Genomic DNA, 18,045 nt, shown 5'->3' with positions numbered 1-18,045 from the left:
GACGAAAAGCAATTCGCCCGCGAACGCCCCCTAGATCCCCCACAGGCCGGGCAGTTCGCGCAGGTCGCCAAAGACCCGCGCCCCCACCTCGGCCAGGCGGGCGCCATCATCATGCGGGGCATAGCCGTAGCAGGGAATGCCGGCCGCACGGGCGGCGCGCGCGCCGGTGGGGCTGTCCTCGACCACCACGCAGGCCTCTGGCGGGGTGCCCAGTGCGGCAGCGGCATGAAGGTACAGATCGGGTGCCGGCTTGGGGCGGTTCATGTCCTGCCCCGAGAACAGCCGCCCATGAAACCGGCGCAGCACCTCGGGGTGCTGGCCCAGGGTGATGCCCATCTTGCGCCCCGATCCGTTCGAGCCCACCGCATAGCCGATCCCCGCCGCGTCGAGCGCGTCCAGAACCTCGACGATGCCGGGGATCAGCGGCGCATCCTTGGCCAGGACATCAAACAGGCGCTCGTAGAAATCCTCTTCCCAGCCCTCGGGCATGGTGGCGCCATGGGCGCGGGCCCGGCGGCCGACATCGTACATCGTGCCGCCGATGAAGGTGTGCATGATCTCGTCGCGCGGCATCGGCAGGCCGTAGCGGGCGAAATCACCTTCGAGCAGGTCGAACAGCGGGCGCTCGCTGTCGACGATCACCCCGTCGCAATCGAACAGCACCGCTGCGGGGGGCCTGTCGGAACCGGTCATGCGGGGGCCTCCAGCAGGGTCACCAAAGTGTCGCCATAGCGGCGCTGATCAAGCAGGGTGAACCCCGCGGGCAGTTCCGGCGCGCGGCTCTCTTCCCAGACCACCAGCGCGCCCGGCGCCAGCCAGTTGCCGGCGGCGGCCGAGGCCAGCGCCTTTTCGCCCAGGGCCTGGGCATAGGGAGGATCGAGGAACACCAGCCCATAGGGCGCGCCGCGGTTCTCGCCCAGCCGGGTCGCGTCGCGGCGATAGAGGTCGCACATGCCCATGGCGCGCATCTTGTCGATGTTCTGGCGGATCAGGGCCCGCGCCTTCACCCCGTCGTCGATGAAGGTCACCCGCGCCGCGCCGCGCGACAGCGCCTCTAGCCCCAGCGCCCCGGTGCCGGCGAACAGATCCAGCACCCGCGCGCCGGTGATCGGATCGCCATAGCCGCCGTTGACCAGCAGGTTGAAGATCGATTCCCTGACCCGATCGGTCGTCGGGCGCAGATGCGCCGCCGCGTCGCCCTGGCCAACCTCGGCCAGGATCAGGCCGCGCCGTGTTCCACCGATGATCCTCATGCCTTCAGAAGCGCCTTCAGATCGGTCGCCGGGTCGGCCACGACCTCGGGTGCGGGCGAGCGTCCGGCCTCGATCAGGCGCTTGGCCACCATATAGGCACGCGGATCGTTCATCGCATCGACCGCCAGCAGCCGGTCGCCCGCGAAATACCAATGCGACATCCCCGCCCCGTCGGCGCGCTGCACGATGCGGTCGGCGCCGGCGCCAAGCCCCGCGATCTGCAGCTTCACGTCGTATTGGTCGGACCAGAACCAGGGCTTGGCCACATAGGCCTTGGCCGCGCCCAGCATGTTTTCGGCCACCAGCTCGCCCATGTCGATGGCGTTGCCCACGCTTTCCAGCCGCATCCTCCCGGCCGGGCCGGGAAACGAGGCGCAATCGCCCGCCGCCCAGACATGCGGATCCGAGGTGCGCCCCTGCACGTCGCAACAGATGCCGGTGTCGATCTCCAGCCCGGCGGCCTCGGCCAGCGCGGTCTCGGGCCGGATGCCGACCCCGACGATGGCGAAATCCACCGCCAGGCTGGTGCCGTCGGACAACTCGGCCCCGGTCACCCGCGCCTCGCCCTTCAGCTGCTTCAGGCCCACGCCCTCGCGGATCTCGACGCCATGGCTGGCGTGCAGATCGCGGAAATAGGCGGCGGTCTCTTCACAGGCGACACGGCCCAGGATGCGCGGCGCGGCCTCGACCAGCGTGACCTTCAGCCCCAGCTTGGCCGCCACCGCCGCGGCTTCCAGCCCGATATAGCCGCCGCCGATCACCAGCAGCCGGGCGCCCTTGCGGAATTCGTGCTGCATCGCGTCGATATCGGCCAGCCGCCGCACCGTATAGACACCGTCGAGCATGCCGCCGATATCGGCCGGAAGGGTGCGCGGCGTGGCCCCGGTGGTCAGGGCCAACCGGTCGTAGGACAGCGCCTCGCCGCCCACCGTCAGGGTCTGCGCCGCCAGGTCGATCGCGGTGACCGGCTTGCCCAGCCGCAGGGCGATCTTCTGTTCGTCGTAGAAGCTGTCCGCGCGCAGGTACAGGCGTTCCAGTTCCATCTCGCCCATAAGGTACTGCTTCGACAGCGGCGGGCGTTGGTAGGGCGCGTCAGTCTCTTCGCCGATCAAGGTCAGGACGCCGTCGTATCCCAAAGCCCGAAGTTTCGCGGCAAGCGAGGCGCCCGCCTGCCCCGCACCGATTATGACGATCCCCGTCATGGATGCCTCCGAAATTTACTGGCCCCTACGCGCGCAGACCCTATATGCCGATGCACAGGTAACGCAACGCGCGAGGAGAACGTCATGACGATTTCGGTAGGCGAAAAACTTCCGGGGGCAACCCTTCTGAAGATGGGCCCCGACGGCCCTGAACCGGTGGAATTGGACAGCCTGACCAAGGGCCGCAAGGTGGTGATCTTCGCGCTGCCCGGCGCCTATACCGGCACCTGCACCACGTCGCATGTGCCCAGCTTCATCCGCACCCGGAAGGATTTCGCGGCAAAGGGCGTGGACGAGGTGATCTGCATCTCGGTCAACGACCCCTTCGTGATGGGCGCCTGGGGCGAAGCCACCGGCGCAAGTGATGCCGGCATCACCATGCTGGGCGACACGGACGCCAGCTTCACCAAGGCGATGGGGCGCGCCTTTTCGGCCCCGCCGGCAGGTCTGCTGGATCGGTCCAAACGCTATGCCCTTTATGCCGAGGACGGCGTGATCAAGGTGCTCCATGAAGAAGAATCGCCCGGCGTGTGCGACACTTCGGGCGGCGAATCGATGCTGAAGGCGATCGGCGCGGAAGCCGACGGCTAAGGGCGCCCCGTTTCCAAAAAACATCGACGTCGGCGGCCGGCCTCGGTGCTGGCCGCCGCCAGCCGCGCCCTAGCCCGCCAGTTCCACCACCACGGCCCCGGCGGCGATCAGCGCCATCAGCAGCGTGCGGCGCGGACCGACCTTTTCGCCCAGCACGACCCAGCCGATCAGCGCGGCGAAGATCGTCGAGGTCTCGCGCAGCACCGCCGCCTGCCCCACCTTGTCCAGCCGCGTGGCCAGCATGACGGACCCGAAACTGGCCCAGGCAATCACCGCCCCCAGCACGCCGCGCCGAAGCAGCGGTGCTATCTGGTCGCGGCCCAGCACCCGCCAGCGGCGGTGGGTGTAGAAAGGCATGAACAGCCCATCGAGCACGAAGAACCACGCCAGGAAGGTGAAGGGATCGGGCGCGCGGCGGATGCCGAAGGCGTCATAGGTGGTGTAAAGCGCGACGAAGCCCCCGGTCAGCACCGCCAGCCCCAGCGCGGGCGCCAGCGTTTCGCGGTCGATCTGGATATGGCGCAGATTGTAGCCTGCCAGGCCGAAGATGCCGGCGACCAGCATCGCCACGCCGACCCATTGCAGCGGGGTGAAATGCTCGCCGAAGATCAGCATCGCGCCGAACACGGTAAACAGCGGCCCGGTGCCGCGCACCACCGGATAGACCACCGTATAGGCGCCGCGCTGGTAAGCCGAGGCCTGCAACAGCTTGTAGCCGATATGGATCACCACGGCGCCGGCGAAGATCGGCCACATCTGGGCCTGCGGCCAGGGCACGACGAACAACGCGAAAGGCAGCGACAGGACCGCATAGGAGCCGTCGATCGCCGCGCGGCTGAGCCAGGGGTCATGACGGCCCTTCTGCAGCGCGCCGAAGATCGCGTGCAGGAACGCTGCGGCAAGCGCCAGCACCAACGCCGCCTGATGGCCCGCCGGCGTGCCCTGTATGGCATTGATCCAGGCGCTCAATCGCGGCCAAGCCGGGGGGCTGTCTGCCCCCCGGACCCCCCGAGAGTATTTTCGCCAAGATGAAGGGGACTTCGGGGTTTCATGGGTCGAGGCCCGTCAGGGCGCGGGCGAAATCCTCGGGGTCGAAGGGGGCCAGGTCGTCGATCTGTTCGCCCACGCCGATCGCGTGGATCGGCAGGCCGAAGCGGTCGGCCAGCGCCACCAGCACGCCACCGCGCGCGGTGCCGTCGAGTTTCGTCATCACCAGCCCCGAGACATCGGCGAGTTTCTGGAAGATCTCGACCTGGCTCAGCGCGTTCTGGCCGGTGGTGGCGTCAAGAACAAGCAGGGTGTTGTGCGGCGCATCGGGATCCTTCTTGCGGATCACCCGGACGATCTTGGCCAGTTCCTCCATCAGATCGGCGCGGTTCTGCAGCCGGCCGGCGGTGTCGATCATCAGCAGATCCGCGCCCTCGGCCTGGGCCCTGGTCAGCGCGTCAAAGGCCAGGCTTGCCGGGTCCGAGCCCTCGGGCGCGGTCATCACCGGCACACCGGCGCGTTCGCCCCAGACCTGAAGCTGTTCGACCGCCGCGGCGCGGAAGGTATCGCCCGCCGCAATCACCACCTGCTTCCCCGCGGCGCGGAACTGCGCGGCCAGCTTGCCGATCGTCGTGGTCTTGCCGGAGCCGTTCACCCCCACCACCAGCACCACCTGCGGGGTCTTGGCATAAAGCGGCAGGGGTTTGGCCACCGGCTCCATGATGCGGGTGATCTCGTCGGCCAGGGCGCGCTTGATCTCTTCGACCGAAAGTCGGCGGCCGTAGCGGCCCTCGGCCAGGTTCGCGGTGACCCGCACCGCGGTCTCGACGCCCATGTCGGACTGGATCAACAGATCCTCTAGGCTTTCGAGCATCTCGTCGTCAAGGACGCGGCGCGGCGCGGTGTCACGGCCGATGACGCGGCTCAGCAGGCCGGGACGGGAAGGCGCCGCAGGTTCCGCTGCGGCGGCGGGCTGATCTGCTGCGGGGGGCGTGGCCTTGGCGGGGGGCGCTGGCGGGGCATTGCCGGGCGCCGGGGGGGCGGCGGCGTCGGCACCCTCTTCGACAAGATCTTCCAATCCGGCCTCGAGCTTCGAGGAGGATTTTAACATCCGGTCTTTCAGCTTCCTGAAGAACGACATTACGGGTCCCATACCTGGCAGGGCCCGCGCGGCCCCGGTTTCGTCTGACCTAATGCCTTGCGACGCGAAGGGAAAGAGCCGAGGCGGCCGTGAAACGAACCGCCAAGGTCCGCCGGCCTGCTTTTGTCGTCGAGCGAGGCCATGGTCAGGGCGCCGGGGCAGGCCCTTTGCCGCGCCTCAGTTCTCTCCGTTGGTCGTCTGGCGGCGACGGACCCCGCCCGGCACGGCGCGATCTCCGACGTTCGGCGGCTGCGCAATGCAAATGCGGAAAGGGGGCCCGAAGACCCCCTTTCCCTTATCCAAGCCGAACGGGTGGCTTACATCATGCCGCCCATGCCGCCCATGTCGGGCATGCCGCCGCCGGCAGCCGCGCCTTCCTTGGCCGGCTTGTCCGCGATCATCGCCTCGGTGGTGATGAGCAGACCGGCAACCGAGGCCGCATCCTCAAGCGCGGTGCGCACGACCTTGGCCGGGTCGATGACGCCGAACTTGAACATGTCGCCATATTCCTCGGTCTGGGCGTTGAAGCCGAACTTCAGATCGTTCGATTCGCGGATCTTGCCCGCGACGACCGAACCGTCCACACCGGCGTTCTCGGCGATCTGGCGCAGCGGCGCTTCCAGCGCGCGGCGCACAATGGCGATACCCGCGTTCTGGTCGCTGTTCACGCCGGCCAGGCCTTCCAGCGCCTTGGCACCCTGGATCAGCGCCACGCCACCACCGACGACCACGCCTTCCTGCACGGCCGCACGGGTCGCGTTCAGCGCGTCGTCGACACGGTCCTTGCGCTCTTTGACTTCGACTTCGGTCATGCCACCGACACGGATGACGGCAACGCCACCGGCCAGCTTCGCGACACGCTCTTGCAGCTTTTCCTTGTCGTAGTCCGAGGTGGTTTCCTCGATCTGCGCGCGGATCTGGCTGACGCGGGCCTCGATCTCGGCCTTGTCGCCGGCGCCGTCGATGATCGTGGTGTCATCCTTCTTGATAAGCACCTTCTTCGCGGTGCCCAGCATATCGAGGGTGACATTCTCGAGCTTCATGCCCAGATCGTCCGAGATCACCTGACCACCGGTCAGGATGGCGAGATCCTGCAGCATGGCCTTGCGGCGGTCGCCGAAGCCCGGCGCCTTGACGGCGGCGATCTTCAGGCCGCCACGCAGCTTGTTGACCACGAGGGTCGCCAGCGCTTCGCCTTCCACGTCCTCGGCGATGATCAGCAGCGGCTTTTGCGACTGGATCACCGATTCCAGCAGCGGAACCATCGGCTGCAGCGACGACAGCTTCTTCTCGTGCAGCAGGATGAGGCAATCGTCGAGATCGGCGATCATCTTGTCAGCGTTGGTGACAAAGTAGGGCGACAGGTAGCCGCGGTCGAACTGCATGCCTTCGACCACTTCGGTCTCGGTCTCGAGGCCCTTGTTCTCTTCGACGGTGATGACACCCTCGTTGCCGACCTTCTGCATCGCATCGGCGATCTGACGGCCGATTTCCTTCTCGCCGTTGGCCGAGATGGTGCCGACCTGGGCGACTTCGTCACTGTCGCTGACCGGGCGGGCCGCGGCCTTGATCGATTCGACGACCTTCGCGGTGGCCAGGTCGATGCCGCGCTTCAGATCCATCGGATTCATGCCGGCGGCAACGGCCTTCAGGCCTTCGCGCACGATCGCCTGGGCCAGAACGGTGGCGGTGGTGGTGCCGTCGCCGGCCTCGTCATTGGTGCGGGAAGCGACTTCCTTCACCATCTGCGCGCCCATGTTCTCGAACTTGTCCTCAAGCTCGATTTCCTTGGCGACGGTGACGCCGTCCTTGGTGATGCGGGGGGCGCCGAACGATTTCTCGATGACGACGTTACGGCCTTTCGGGCCGAGCGTGGTCTTCACCGCATCGGCGAGGATGTTGACGCCGCGCAGCATGCGATTGCGGGCATCGGTATCGAATTTGACGTCCTTGGCAGCCATGTCTGCTTGCTCCTGGTTGTCTTGTTGCAGTTAGGGGAAAGGGCCTCAGGCGATGATGCCGAGGATGTCGCTTTCCTTCATGATCAGCAGCTCTTCGCCGTCGATGGTCACCTCGGTGCCCGACCACTTGCCGAACAGCACGCGATCACCGGCCTTCACGGCCATCTCGATCAGCTCACCCGAATCCTTGCGCGCGCCTTCGCCGCAAGCCACCACTTCGCCCTCGGCGGGCTTTTCCTTGGCGGAATCGGGGATGATCAGACCGCCCTTGGTCTTTTCCTCGCCTTCGACGCGGCGGACCAGCACGCGGTCATGCAGCGGTTTGAATGCCATCTGAGAACACTCCCTAGGTTCCAGTTCATATCGCCGTTAGCACTCACCTCGTCCGAGTGCCAACGCCCTGGATCTAGGCAAAGCACCGGTGGCTGTCAAGCCGATCGCAGCGCTAAAATTCCCACCGCGATGCCGGACCGCGCCAGAGGGCGGGGGCCGGGGTGACAAGCCATGCCGCACCGCCTATAAGACGCGCGATTTGACTTCTCTCGTGAACGGATTGCGCAATGATCAAGGTTTTCGGACATAAATCCCCCGACACCGATGCCACCTGCTCTGCCATCATCTGGGCCTGGTATCTATCCGAGGTGAAAGGCACCCCGGCGACGCCCGCGCTGCTGGGGGAACCCAACACCGAAGCCGCCTTCGTGCTGTCGCGCGCCGGCGTGGACAAGCCGCAGATCATCGCCGATGTCGCGGAGGGAGAGGATTGCGTCGTCGTCGACACCAACAACCCCGCCGAACTGCCCGCCTCGATCAACGGCGCGAACCTGCTGCAGGTGATCGACCACCACCTGCTGGCCGGCGGCCTGAAAACCCGCGCCCCGATCGAGATCACCATCCGCCCGCTGGCCTGTACCGCCACGGTGATGCACGATCTGATGGGCGCGGACGCGGCGAAGATGCCCGCGTCGATCAAGACGCTGGCGCTGTCGTGCATCCTGTCGGACACGCTGGCGTTCCGCTCGCCCACCACCACCGCGCATGACCGCGCCCTGGCAGAGGCGCTGGCGCAGGATCTGGGCGTCTCGATCCCCGACTACGCCGCCGAGATGTTCGCCGCGAAATCCGACGTTTCGGCCTTCTCGGACGCCGAATTGCTGCGCATGGATTCGAAGGAATACGAGGTGGGCGGCAAGCAGCTGCGGGTCTCGGTGCTGGAAACCACGGCGCCCGAGGTTGTGCTGGCGCGCAAGGATGCGCTGATGGCCGCTATGCCCGGCGTGGCCCAGGCCGACGGCGCCGACCAGGTGCTGCTGTTCGTGGTCGATATCCTGCGCGAAGAAGCCACGCTGCTGGTCCCGAACGATCTGGTGAAGACGATCGCCGAGAAAAGCTTCGGCGCCTCCGTCACGGGCGACACGGTGGTGCTGCCCGGCATCATGAGCCGCAAGAAGCAGATCATCCCCGCGCTCGCGGTCTGAACACCGGCGGGGCCCCGATCCCGGTCACCCCGCCCTTCATCTTGGCGAAAATACTCCCGCCGGAGGCTTCCGCCACAGGCGGAAAAGGAGGCTCCCCGTGACCCGCATCGTCCAATCCCTCGCCGAGATGTCCCAACCCTACCGCTCGATCCTGTGCGATCTGTGGGGATGCCTGCACAACGGCGTGGCCGCCTACCCGGCGGCGGTCGAGGCGCTGCGCGGCTTCCGGGCCGGCGGCGGCAAGGTGGTGCTGCTGACCAACGGCCCCCGCCCCTGGCAAATGGTGCGCGAACAGATCGACGCGCTCGGCGTGCCGCGCGATTGCTACGACGCGATCGCCAGTTCCGGCGACGCGGCGCGCGAGGCGATCGCCGGCGGTGCCGTCGGGCCAAGGATCTACCACCTCGGCCCCGACACCTGCCTGCCACTGTTCGACAACCTGCCCGGCGGCGCCTCGGTCGAACCGGTACCGCTGAACCAGGCCAGCGGCATCGTCTGCACGGGTCTCTTCGACGACAGCACCGAAACGCCCGACGACTACCGCGCGATTCTTCTGGAGGCGCGCACCAGAGGGCTGAAGATGCTGTGCGCCAATCCCGACCTCGTGGTCGAGCGCGGCGAGATGCGGATCTACTGTGCCGGCGCCATCGCCAAGGCCTATGAAGAGGCGGGCGGAGAGGTGCTCTGGCTGGGCAAGCCCTATCCGCAGATCTACGACCTCGCCCGCCGGCGTCTGGGAGAGGTCGGCGGCTCCTTGCAGGAGGCCGATATCCTGGCGATCGGCGATGGCATCGCCACCGACATCCAGGGCGCCATGCAAGAGGGCTTCGACACGCTCTTCGTCACCTCCGGCATCGCCGCGCCCGCCTTCGGCGAAGACCGCAACACCCCCGATCCGCAGAAGCTCGACGCCTTCCTGCAAGAGCATCTGCTTTCGGTCACCGCCGCGATCCCCTATCTGCGCTAGAATGCGGCCCGCAGCAAAATTACACCCAGATAAACACACAAGCAATATTGTTGCGCAACTATCTTGCGCGCCGGCGTGGTCACCGCTATGCTGCGGCGCAACATGAGCGATGGAATCACCCCGATGTTCGACACCCCCCCGAACGACAACCTGCCGCGCGGCACGATCTGCATCGAGGATCTCGAGGTCGGGATGGAGCGCTTCCTGCGCAAGCAGGTAACCGACCGCGACATCGCGCTTTTCGCCGAGGTCTCGACCGACCGAAACCCGGTGCATCTGGATGACGACTACGCCCAGGACACGATCTTCGAGGGCCGCATCGCGCACGGGATGCTGACCGCCGGGCTGATCTCGGCGGTGATCGGCGAACAGCTTCCGGGCCATGGCACCGTCTACATGGGGCAGTCGTTGAAATTCCTGGCGCCGGTGCGGCCGGGCGACGTGGTCGAGGCGCGGGTGAAGGTGCTGACCATCGACCACGCCAAGCGCCGCGTCACCCTTGATTGTCGCTGCCTTGTGGGCGATACGGTCGTGTTGAAAGGCGAGGCGCTGGTGCTGGCGCCCAGCCGCAAGTTCGACTGACGGCGGGCCCACCCCGCCGAGCGCGGGGCCGGGGGCTGGATGCGGATTCTGACGACATGGCAAGGGCTTGAGCCCAAAGACCGGGGGGCCTCGGTCGCCATGGGCAATTTCGACGGGCTGCATCTGGGCCACCAATCGGTGATCGCCGAGGCGGCCGCCACCCCTTCCGGCGCGCCGCTGGGCGTCGTCACCTTCGAGCCCCACCCGCGCGAGGTCTTCGCCCCTGACGCGCCCCCCTTTCGCCTGATGAACCGCGCCGCCCGGGCCCACCGGCTGGAAAAGCTGGGGGTACAGCGGCTTTATGAACTGCCCTTCACCCGAGACCTTGCCGCGATGCCCCCCGAAACCTTCGTGGATGAGGTGCTGGTCGCGGGGCTGGGCGTGTCGCATGTCGTCGTCGGCGCCGATTTCCACTTCGGCAAGGGCCGGGCCGGATCGGCCGAGGATCTGCGCACCTTGGGGGCGGCGAAGGGCTTCGGCGTCTCGATCGCGAAGCTGATCGAGACGGAGGGAGAGGAAATTTCCTCGACCGCGATCCGCACGGCGCTCAGCGAGGGCCGGCCGCGCGATGCGGCCCGGATGCTGGGCCATTGGCATCGGATCGAGGGCCAGGTGCAGCACGGCGAGAAGCGCGGACGCGACCTGGGGTTTCCGACCGCCAACATGGAGCTGGGCGGGCTGCACCTTCCGCGTTTCGGGGTCTATGCGGTCAAGGCCGATGTGCTGACCGGCCCCCATGCCGGCAGCTACGGCGGCGCCGCCAGCCTGGGCGTGCGGCCGATGTTCGACGGCGCGGCCCCGAATCTGGAAACCTTCCTGTTCGATTTCGACGGCGATCTGTACGGCGCTGAACTGTCGGTCGCCCTGGTCGACTACCTGCGACCGGAGATGAGCTTCGATGCGATCGAAGAATTGATCGCGCAGATGAAGGCCGATTGCGCCCGCGCCCGAGACATCCTGGGCGCACTGTGACTGGGGCCGCGGCGGGGGCGCTGCCCCCTGCACCCCCGGAGTATTTGCACCAAGATGAAGGCAAGGAGCAGTCTTTATCCTTCATCTTGGCGAAAATACTCTGCTGGAGGACGGCATCGAGGTATCACCGTTCCGTGAGGCGATGGCAACGGGCGCCGCGTCCTGAAAAGGCCATCCCTTGCCGCAGCCTCGCCCCCCTTTCCTTCCCCCGCCGCTTGATCCAATCTCCGCCCCCATGACAGACCCCACCACTCGCGCCGGCCTGCGCCCCAGGTTCTGGGAAAACGTGCCGCTGAAATCCCTCACCCCCCAGGAATGGGAGGCGCTTTGCGACGGCTGCGGCAAATGCTGTCTCAACAAGCTGGAAGATGCCGACACCGGTGAAATCGCCTTTACCCGCGTCGCTTGCCGACTGCTGGACGACGAGAGCTGCCGCTGTGGCAATTACCAGATCCGCAAGACGCTGGTGCCCGAATGCGTGGTGCTAAGCCCCCGGAACATCGGTGAAATCGCCTATTGGATGCCCTCGACTTGCGCCTACCGGCTGCGCCACGAAGGCAAGCCTCTGCCCGATTGGCACCCGCTGGTCTCGGGCGATCCGGAAAGCGTGCACCGCGCGGGGGAATCGGTGCGCGGCTGGAGCGTGCCGGAATTCGAGGTGCCCGAGGAAGATTGGGAAGACTACATCGTCGAAGGAGAGTTGTGATGTTCTTTGCCTCTGACAATGGCGCGCCGGTGGCGCCGCAGGTGATGGCGGCGCTCGTGCGTGCCAACGAGGGCCCCGCACCTTCCTACGGGGCCGACGCGATCATGGACGGGGTGCGCGCCCGGATCCGAGAGATCTTCGAGGCGCCGGAAGCGGCGGTCTATCTGGTCGCCACCGGCACCGCCGCGAACGCGCTTTCGATCGCGACCTTCTGCCCGCCCTGGGGCGCGGTCTATTGCCAGCCCGAGGCCCATATCGCCGTGGATGAATGCGGCGCGCCGGAATTTTTCACCGCCGGCGCAAAGCTGGTGCATGTGGACGGCCCCGACGGCAAGATCGACCCCGCCGCCCTGGCCCACACCGTGGCCAACGCAACGCCGGTGGGGGTGCACCACGTCCAGCCCGCGATGCTGAGCCTGACCAACCTGACCGAGGCTGGCACCGCCTATTCGGTGGCCGAGATCGCCGCACTGGCGAAAGTCGCGCGCGCCGCCGGGCTGCCCGTGCATCTGGACGGCGCGCGTTTCGCCAACGCGCTGGTCGCGACCAATGCCTCGCCGGCCGAGATGACCTGGCGCGCGGGTGTCGACGTGCTGTCCTTCGGCGGCACCAAGAACGGGCTGATGGGGGTCGAGGCGGTGGTGATCTTCGATCCCGCCAAGGCCTGGGAATTCGAGTTGCGGCGCAAGCGCGCGGGCCATCTGTTTTCCAAGCACCGCTACCTGTCGGCGCAGATGCAGGCCTATCTGGAAGACGACCTTTGGCTTGCCCTCGCGCGGCGCGCCAATGACGCGGGCCAGCGCCTGGCGGCCGGGCTGCGCGCCCTGCCCGATGCGACGCTCAGCTTCGATCCGCCCGCCAACCTGATGTTCGCCGCGTTGCCGCGCGGGGTCCATGCCCGTGCCCGCACCGCGGGCGCCGCCTACTATATCTTTTCGGGCGCCGGGAACGGCCCGGAGGACGAATTGCTAGAGGCCCGCTTCGTGACCTCCTGGAGTACCACCGACGAAGAGACCGACCGCTTCCTCTCGCTCATACGCGGCTGAGGAAGCCGCCGATCGCCGCCGCAACCTCGGCGGCATGGGTGACCGGCAGCATGTGCCCCGCCCCCGGCACGGTGACCAAAGTCGTCGTCGTGCCGGTCAGCCCGGCCTCGATCAGCGCCAGCACCCGGCCCAGGATCGACGGAGTCGCCGCGCCGCCCAGCAGCAGAACCGGGCAGCGGATCTGTCCAAGCCGGTCCAGCACCCGGCCCGAATCGTGGCGCAGCACCGGCTCGGCCACCTCGACCAGCCCGATCCTTTCGGCGATATAGGCGCGCTGCGCCTCGGGCAGATCCGCCCACGCCGCGCCGGTGCCCCAATCGCCCGTGAATATCTGCGCCGCGCGCACCGTGTCGCCCGCGGCGAAGGCCTCGAACAGCGGGCGCATCCGGGCCTCGAACTCCGGCAGTTCGGGCAGGCCGGCGTGGATCGCGGCGGCGTAAAGCGTGGGTTCGATCAGCGTCAGACTGCGGATCCGGCCCGGGTTCTCGATCGCCAGGCGCAGGGCGATCACCGCGCCGAAGGAATGGCCGATCAGATCGACCGGGCCAGCCATCCCGTCAAGCACCGCCTGGCCCATCTCGGTCGCCTGGTCGCCGAGGTCGCGCGCCGGATCGTGACCGGGCGCGCGGCCATGGCCCGGAAGATCGAAGGCGGTAATCGTCACGGCCCCGCCCAGATGCTCGGCCAGGCCGCGCCATTCGCCGGAATGCGCCAACGAGCAATGCACCGCCAGCACCTGCCGCGGCCCCTGGCCCAGGCACCGCACCCAATCCGGCTGCGGTGCCTGGTCAAGGCTCATAGCGCCCCCGACAGATGCGCGTCGAGATCGTCGAGCCGGTCCTGCCCCCAGAAACGCTCATCCCCATCGGTGATGTAGAAGGGCGCGCCGAAGACGCCGCGCTTCACCGCTTCTTCCAGGTACTTGGGATAGGTCTCGGCGCCCAGCAGCAGGCCCTTGTCGGCCAGCGACGGATCGAAACCGGCGCCTTTCAGCACGTCGCGGATCACGGCGTCGTCGGAAATATCACGTTCCTCAGCCCAAACGGCGCGGGTGAACCCATGCGCCAGCGCGCCCAGATTGCCCGCGCCGCCATTCCCGACCTCGGCCTGCGCCGCAATGAAGGCATAGGAAGAAGGCGCGGCATTGACCGGAAAGAAGGCCGGGCGCGGATTGATCGGCAGGCCCGCCTTCACCGCCTGGCGGCGCAGCTCCTGCGCGCGGTAGGCCATGCGGCTTTCATGCCGGTCCTTGGGCGCGGTGCCGCCGGTGCGGGTGAACAGCGCCAGCACATCCACCGGCTTGTAGGTGATGGTCGCGCCGTGCCGGGCGGCGATTTCCTCCAGCCGCTGGCCGGCCAGATAGGTGAACGGCGAAACTGTCGCAAAAAAGTAGTCGATATGGGCCATTGCCTGGCGTCTCCTTGTCCCCACGCGGTTTGCAAGTACCTAGCTGGGTGGTAAGCGGTGTCAACGCCACGAATCCTTTATATGGCCCGCGAACGGCCGCTTCCGAGGACACTGCCCATGCCCGCCATCACCGAGCCGAAACTGATCTCCGGCAACGCCAACCGCAGCCTCGCCAATGCCATCGCGCGGCGCATGTCGATGCATCGGGGGATGTCAGTGGGGCTGGTCAATGCGCGGGTCGAACGCTTCAACGATCAGGAAATTTTCGTCGAGGTCTACGAGAACGTCCGCGGCGAGGATATGTTCATCATTCAGCCGACCTCGAACCCGGCAAACGACAACCTGATGGAGCTGTTGATCATCGCCGATGCGCTGCGCCGGTCGTCGGCATCGCGGATCACCGCCGTGATCCCCTATTTCGGCTATGCCCGCCAGGACCGCCGCACCAAGGCCCGCACCCCGATCAGCGCCAAGCTGGTCGCGAACCTGATCGTCGAGGCGGGGATCGAACGGGTGCTGACGATGGATCTGCACGCCACCCAGATCCAGGGCTTCTTCGATATCCCCGTGGACAACCTCTATGCCGCGCCGGTCTTCGCGCTGGACATCGAACACCATTTCAAAAGCCAGCTCGGCAATGTGATGGTGGTCTCGCCCGATGTCGGCGGCGTCGGCCGGGCGCGGGAACTGGCCAAGCGGATCAACGCGCCGCTGTCGATCGTCGACAAGCGGCGCGAGAAGGCTGGCGAAGTGGCCGAGATGACGGTGATCGGCAATGTCGAGGGCATGAGCTGCATCATCGTCGATGACATCTGCGACACCGCCGGCACCCTGTGCAAGGCGGCCGACCTGCTGATGGAACACGGCGCCAAGGAGGTGCACGCCTACATCACCCACGGCGTGCTGTCCGGCCCGGCGGTCGAGCGGATCTCGAAATCGGTGATGAAGAGCCTGGTGATCACGGATTCGATCGAGCCGTCGGCGGCGGTGAAGGCGGCCCCCAACATCCGCATCGTCCCTACCGCGCCTATGTTCGCCCAGGCCATCCTGAACATCTGGAACGGCACCTCGGTTTCATCCCTGTTCGAGACCGAAACCCTCGTGCCCATCTACGAGGGAATGTACACCCCGGGCTGATACGGGCCGGCCCGCACCGGAAAGGGGTGGCGCGGCGGTGGCCGCGCTCGATCCTCGATCAGTCAACCTGCCATGCGTCGGGATCCTCCAATTCGCCGATCGCGGTCCAGTCGGCGCGGATGCGCGCGACGCGGGAATCGCCCCAGGTGCTGAAAACCAGCACGAACCCTTCGGCGGTGATCTCTTCGGCACTTAGATCGGCGCGCATATTGGTTGCCCGATCCATGTCCCACATCGAAATGCTGGCCTGCACCACCGGCGGCGTGCGGAAGCTCTCGGAAAAGCGCGCCTGGATGCGTACCGCGCGCGGGCCACTTCCGGTCCACATCTGGCCGCCATCCTCGAAATCCGAAAACAACAGGGCAGACCCCTGGTCAATACCGATCAGTGTGCCGCGAAATTTCTTCATGCCCGCCCTGTCTTGCCGGCGCTCCAGCCTTTCACCCGCCCCGCCGACGCCCTGGCCTCATATGCAAACCGAAGGCAACCAAGCGCGGGCCTGCTCTTCATCGCCCGCCCGGTGGCATCGCGCAACCCCCGGAACCGGCATGAACGGTCGGGGCAGCGTACCCTTCCCTTTCATTGTTCCCTAAATACGGAGCACGGCCACGGTAGCACCCGGGGCGAGCGCATGTGCCCCGATGGCAGTCCCCATGGCGATTTCAGGCACCATAGGCGACCAAGGCGGCGCCCAGGATCGCCATACCCCCAGCTGCCAAATCGGCAAAAGCAAAGGGCCCCGGCATCGCCGGAGCCCTCCTTCTGCTTCCCAACGAAGGCGCTCAGATCGCCATCGTGCCGCGCAGGCTTTCCACATCGCTTATCAGCTTGTGCGCAGCGTCCTTGTCTTCCGGCAAGGCGGCGTCGGCCAGGCTCTTGGCCTCTTCCAGCATCTCGTCGATGATCGTGCCGGTGGCTTCCTCGATCGGCACCGCTCGCTCGGCCAGCACCGAAATCTCGTCACCGGTGATCTGGGCGAAGCCCCCGGTCACCAGGAAGGATGTCTTGCCGTCCGCGCCATGGGCCCGCAGAACCCCCGGCCGCAGCGTGGTGATCACCGGCTCGTGGCCGGGCATCACCTCCAGATCGCCTTCGGCGCCCGGCACTTCGACCGCCGAGGCCTGCGTCGAGGCAAGCATCCGTTCGGGCGAGACAAGGTTGAACTGCATCGTGGCCATGGGGGCCTCCTTAGGCTGCGGCCGCCGCCAGACGTTCGGCCTTGGCCTTCACTTCGTCGATATCGCCGACCATGTAGAAGGCGGCTTCCGGCAGGTGATCGTATTCGCCCGCGACGACGGCCTTGAACGAGGCAATCGTCTTCTCCAGCGGCACCTGGACCCCGTCCGAGCCGGTGAACACCTTGGCCACGTCGAACGGCTGCGACAGGAAGCGCTGGATCTTGCGGGCGCGGGCCACGGTCAGCTTGTCCTCTTCCGACAATTCGTCCATCCCGAGGATCGCGATGATGTCCTGCAGCGACTTGTAGCGCTGAAGGATCCCCTGCACGTCGCGCGCCACCTGGTAATGCTCCTGCCCCACGATCTGCGGGTCGAGGATCCGGCTGGAGCTGTCGAGCGGATCCACCGCCGGGTAGATGCCCAGTTCCGAGATCGCGCGCGACAGCACGGTCGTGGCATCGAGGTGGGCGAAGGTGGTGGCCGGCGCCGGGTCGGTCAGGTCGTCGGCAGGCACATAGACCGCCTGGATCGAGGTGATCGAGCCGGCCTTGGTCGAGGTGATGCGTTCCTGCATCGCGCCCATGTCGGTGGCCAGCGTCGGCTGATAGCCCACGGCCGAAGGAATACGGCCCAGAAGCGCCGACACCTCGGACCCCGCCTGGGTGAAGCGGAAGATGTTGTCGACGAAGAACAGAACGTCGGTGCCCGAACTGTCGCGGAACTGCTCGGCCAGGGTCAGGCCGGTCAGCGCGACGCGGGCGCGGGCGCCCGGGGGCTCGTTCATCTGGCCGTAGACCAGCGCCACCTGGCTTTCGGCCAGGTTGTCGGGCTTGATGACGTTGGATTCGATCATCTCATGATACAGGTCGTTGCCCTCGCGGGTGCGTTCCCCCACGCCGGCGAACACCGAATAGCCCGAGTGCACCTTGGCGATGTTGTTGATCAATTCCATGATCAGAACCGTCTTGCCCACGCCGGCGCCGCCGAACAGGCCGATCTTGCCGCCCTTGGAATAGGGCGCCAGCAGGTCGATCACCTTGATGCCGGTGACCAGGATCTCGGAACTGGTCGACTGATCCGCGAAGCTGGGCGCGGGCTGGTGGATCGACCGGGTTTCCTTGGCCTCGACCGGGCCCTTTTCATCCACCGGCTCGCCGATGACGTTGAGGATGCGGCCCAGCGTGGCGTCGCCAACCGGCACCGAGATCGGCGCGCCGGTATCGGTCACCGCGGCACCGCGGACCAGACCTTCGGTCGCGTCCATGGCGATCGTGCGCACGGTGTTCTCGCCCAGATGCTGCGCGACTTCCAGAACCAGCCGCTTGCCGTTGTTGTCGGTTTCCAGCGCATTGAGGATGGCCGGCAGCTCGCCCTCGAACTGAACGTCCACGACGGCGCCGATGACCTGCGTCACTTTGCCCTTGCTTGCCATGTTTC

General features: G+C 66.8%; 20 protein-coding genes. 8 read left to right on the top strand and 12 right to left on the bottom strand.

What is annotated here, in order from left to right:
* Window positions 1-30: 30 nt before the first annotated feature.
* The 3 genes from BLV97_RS03960 to BLV97_RS03950 are packed head-to-tail and all read right to left on the bottom strand — an operon-like array spanning window position 31 to window position 2,455.
* Entirely contained in the window at window positions 31-693 is a 663-nt protein-coding gene (locus BLV97_RS03960; protein ID WP_035842202.1) for an HAD family hydrolase, read from the bottom strand.
* Window positions 690-1,253 carry a 16S rRNA (guanine(966)-N(2))-methyltransferase RsmD gene (rsmD, locus tag BLV97_RS03955; protein WP_035842201.1) on the bottom strand — a complete coding sequence of 188 codons (564 nt, stop codon included), beginning with the start codon at window positions 1,251-1,253 and terminating at the stop codon, window positions 690-692. Before rsmD ends, BLV97_RS03960 begins: the two co-directional genes overlap by 4 nt.
* On the bottom strand, window positions 1,250-2,455 hold the full coding sequence (locus BLV97_RS03950; protein ID WP_035842199.1) for an NAD(P)/FAD-dependent oxidoreductase: 1,206 nt from the start codon (window positions 2,453-2,455) through the stop codon (window positions 1,250-1,252). Before BLV97_RS03950 ends, rsmD begins: the two co-directional genes overlap by 4 nt.
* Window positions 2,456-2,539: 84 nt before the next feature.
* On the opposite strand from BLV97_RS03950, the gene BLV97_RS03945 reads away from it, so the two are divergent.
* Complete coding sequence (locus BLV97_RS03945; protein ID WP_035842197.1) at window positions 2,540-3,046, top strand: peroxiredoxin; 507 nt, start codon at window positions 2,540-2,542, stop codon at window positions 3,044-3,046.
* A 69-nt stretch (window positions 3,047-3,115) separates the two neighbouring features.
* Here BLV97_RS03945 and BLV97_RS03940 read toward each other — a convergent pair whose 3' ends face one another.
* The 4 genes from BLV97_RS03940 to groES all read right to left on the bottom strand — a co-directional run bounded on the left by BLV97_RS03940 (window position 3,116) and on the right by groES (window position 7,468).
* Window positions 3,116-4,015, bottom strand: a complete 900-nt coding sequence (locus BLV97_RS03940) for an EamA family transporter (RefSeq protein WP_035842195.1) — start codon at window positions 4,013-4,015, stop codon at window positions 3,116-3,118.
* Between the two features lie 79 nt (window positions 4,016-4,094).
* Window positions 4,095-5,174 carry a signal recognition particle-docking protein FtsY gene (gene ftsY, locus BLV97_RS03935; protein WP_035842193.1) on the bottom strand — a complete coding sequence of 360 codons (1,080 nt, stop codon included), beginning with the start codon at window positions 5,172-5,174 and terminating at the stop codon, window positions 4,095-4,097.
* 317 nt (window positions 5,175-5,491) lie between these two features.
* Window positions 5,492-7,135 carry a chaperonin GroEL gene (gene groL, locus BLV97_RS03930; protein ID WP_035842180.1) on the bottom strand — a complete coding sequence of 548 codons (1,644 nt, stop codon included), beginning with the start codon at window positions 7,133-7,135 and terminating at the stop codon, window positions 5,492-5,494.
* 45 nt (window positions 7,136-7,180) lie between these two features.
* Window positions 7,181-7,468, bottom strand: a complete 288-nt coding sequence (gene groES / locus BLV97_RS03925; RefSeq protein WP_035842177.1) for a co-chaperone GroES — start codon at window positions 7,466-7,468, stop codon at window positions 7,181-7,183.
* 227 nt (window positions 7,469-7,695) lie between these two features.
* Between groES and BLV97_RS03920 the strand changes: the two genes are divergently transcribed.
* The 6 genes from BLV97_RS03920 to BLV97_RS03895 all read left to right on the top strand — a co-directional run bounded on the left by BLV97_RS03920 (window position 7,696) and on the right by BLV97_RS03895 (window position 12,886).
* Entirely contained in the window at window positions 7,696-8,613 is a 918-nt protein-coding gene (locus tag BLV97_RS03920; protein WP_035842174.1) for a manganese-dependent inorganic pyrophosphatase, read from the top strand.
* Between the two features lie 97 nt (window positions 8,614-8,710).
* Window positions 8,711-9,580, top strand: a complete 870-nt coding sequence (locus tag BLV97_RS03915) for a TIGR01459 family HAD-type hydrolase (RefSeq protein WP_035842172.1) — start codon at window positions 8,711-8,713, stop codon at window positions 9,578-9,580.
* Window positions 9,581-9,682: 102 nt separating this feature from the next.
* Entirely contained in the window at window positions 9,683-10,162 is a 480-nt protein-coding gene (locus tag BLV97_RS03910) for a MaoC family dehydratase (protein ID WP_280138171.1), read from the top strand.
* Window positions 10,163-10,201: 39 nt separating this feature from the next.
* Window positions 10,202-11,134: a bifunctional riboflavin kinase/FAD synthetase gene (locus BLV97_RS03905; protein ID WP_035842169.1), complete on the top strand. Its 933-nt coding sequence runs from the start codon at window positions 10,202-10,204 to the stop codon at window positions 11,132-11,134.
* A 235-nt stretch (window positions 11,135-11,369) separates the two neighbouring features.
* Complete coding sequence (locus tag BLV97_RS03900; RefSeq protein WP_035842167.1) at window positions 11,370-11,840, top strand: YcgN family cysteine cluster protein; 471 nt, start codon at window positions 11,370-11,372, stop codon at window positions 11,838-11,840.
* Entirely contained in the window at window positions 11,840-12,886 is a 1,047-nt protein-coding gene (locus tag BLV97_RS03895) for a threonine aldolase family protein (protein WP_035842164.1), read from the top strand. The genes BLV97_RS03900 and BLV97_RS03895 overlap by 1 nt, the downstream gene beginning before the upstream one ends.
* Here the strand turns inward: BLV97_RS03895 and BLV97_RS03890 are convergent.
* Complete coding sequence (locus BLV97_RS03890; protein WP_051646046.1) at window positions 12,873-13,685, bottom strand: alpha/beta fold hydrolase; 813 nt, start codon at window positions 13,683-13,685, stop codon at window positions 12,873-12,875. The genes BLV97_RS03895 and BLV97_RS03890 overlap by 14 nt on opposite strands.
* Entirely contained in the window at window positions 13,682-14,293 is a 612-nt protein-coding gene (locus BLV97_RS03885; protein WP_035842162.1) for a 2-hydroxychromene-2-carboxylate isomerase, read from the bottom strand. The genes BLV97_RS03890 and BLV97_RS03885 overlap by 4 nt, the downstream gene beginning before the upstream one ends.
* Window positions 14,294-14,410: 117 nt before the next feature.
* Between BLV97_RS03885 and BLV97_RS03880 the strand changes: the two genes are divergently transcribed.
* Window positions 14,411-15,430, top strand: coding sequence for a ribose-phosphate pyrophosphokinase (locus tag BLV97_RS03880; RefSeq protein ID WP_035842159.1), 1,020 nt, complete (start codon window positions 14,411-14,413; stop codon window positions 15,428-15,430).
* Window positions 15,431-15,488: 58 nt separating this feature from the next.
* Here the strand turns inward: BLV97_RS03880 and BLV97_RS03875 are convergent, their stop codons facing one another.
* The 3 genes from BLV97_RS03875 to atpD all read right to left on the bottom strand — a co-directional run bounded on the left by BLV97_RS03875 (window position 15,489) and on the right by atpD (window position 18,040).
* Window positions 15,489-15,839 (bottom strand): H-type lectin domain-containing protein, encoded by a 351-nt coding sequence (locus BLV97_RS03875; RefSeq protein WP_035842156.1) that lies wholly within the window; start codon window positions 15,837-15,839, stop codon window positions 15,489-15,491.
* Between the two features lie 373 nt (window positions 15,840-16,212).
* Window positions 16,213-16,608 carry a F0F1 ATP synthase subunit epsilon gene (locus BLV97_RS03870; RefSeq protein ID WP_035842154.1) on the bottom strand — a complete coding sequence of 132 codons (396 nt, stop codon included), beginning with the start codon at window positions 16,606-16,608 and terminating at the stop codon, window positions 16,213-16,215.
* Window positions 16,609-16,618: 10 nt separating this feature from the next.
* Window positions 16,619-18,040 (bottom strand): F0F1 ATP synthase subunit beta, encoded by a 1,422-nt coding sequence (atpD, locus tag BLV97_RS03865; protein WP_035842151.1) that lies wholly within the window; start codon window positions 18,038-18,040, stop codon window positions 16,619-16,621.
* Window positions 18,041-18,045: the final 5 nt, after the last annotated feature.

Source organism: Allgaiera indica (genome assembly GCF_900106675.1).
GTDB lineage: Bacteria > Pseudomonadota > Alphaproteobacteria > Rhodobacterales > Rhodobacteraceae > Acidimangrovimonas > Acidimangrovimonas indica.
Note: the sequence above shows the minus strand (reverse complement) of the source record. Positions and strands in the feature narration are given on the sequence as shown.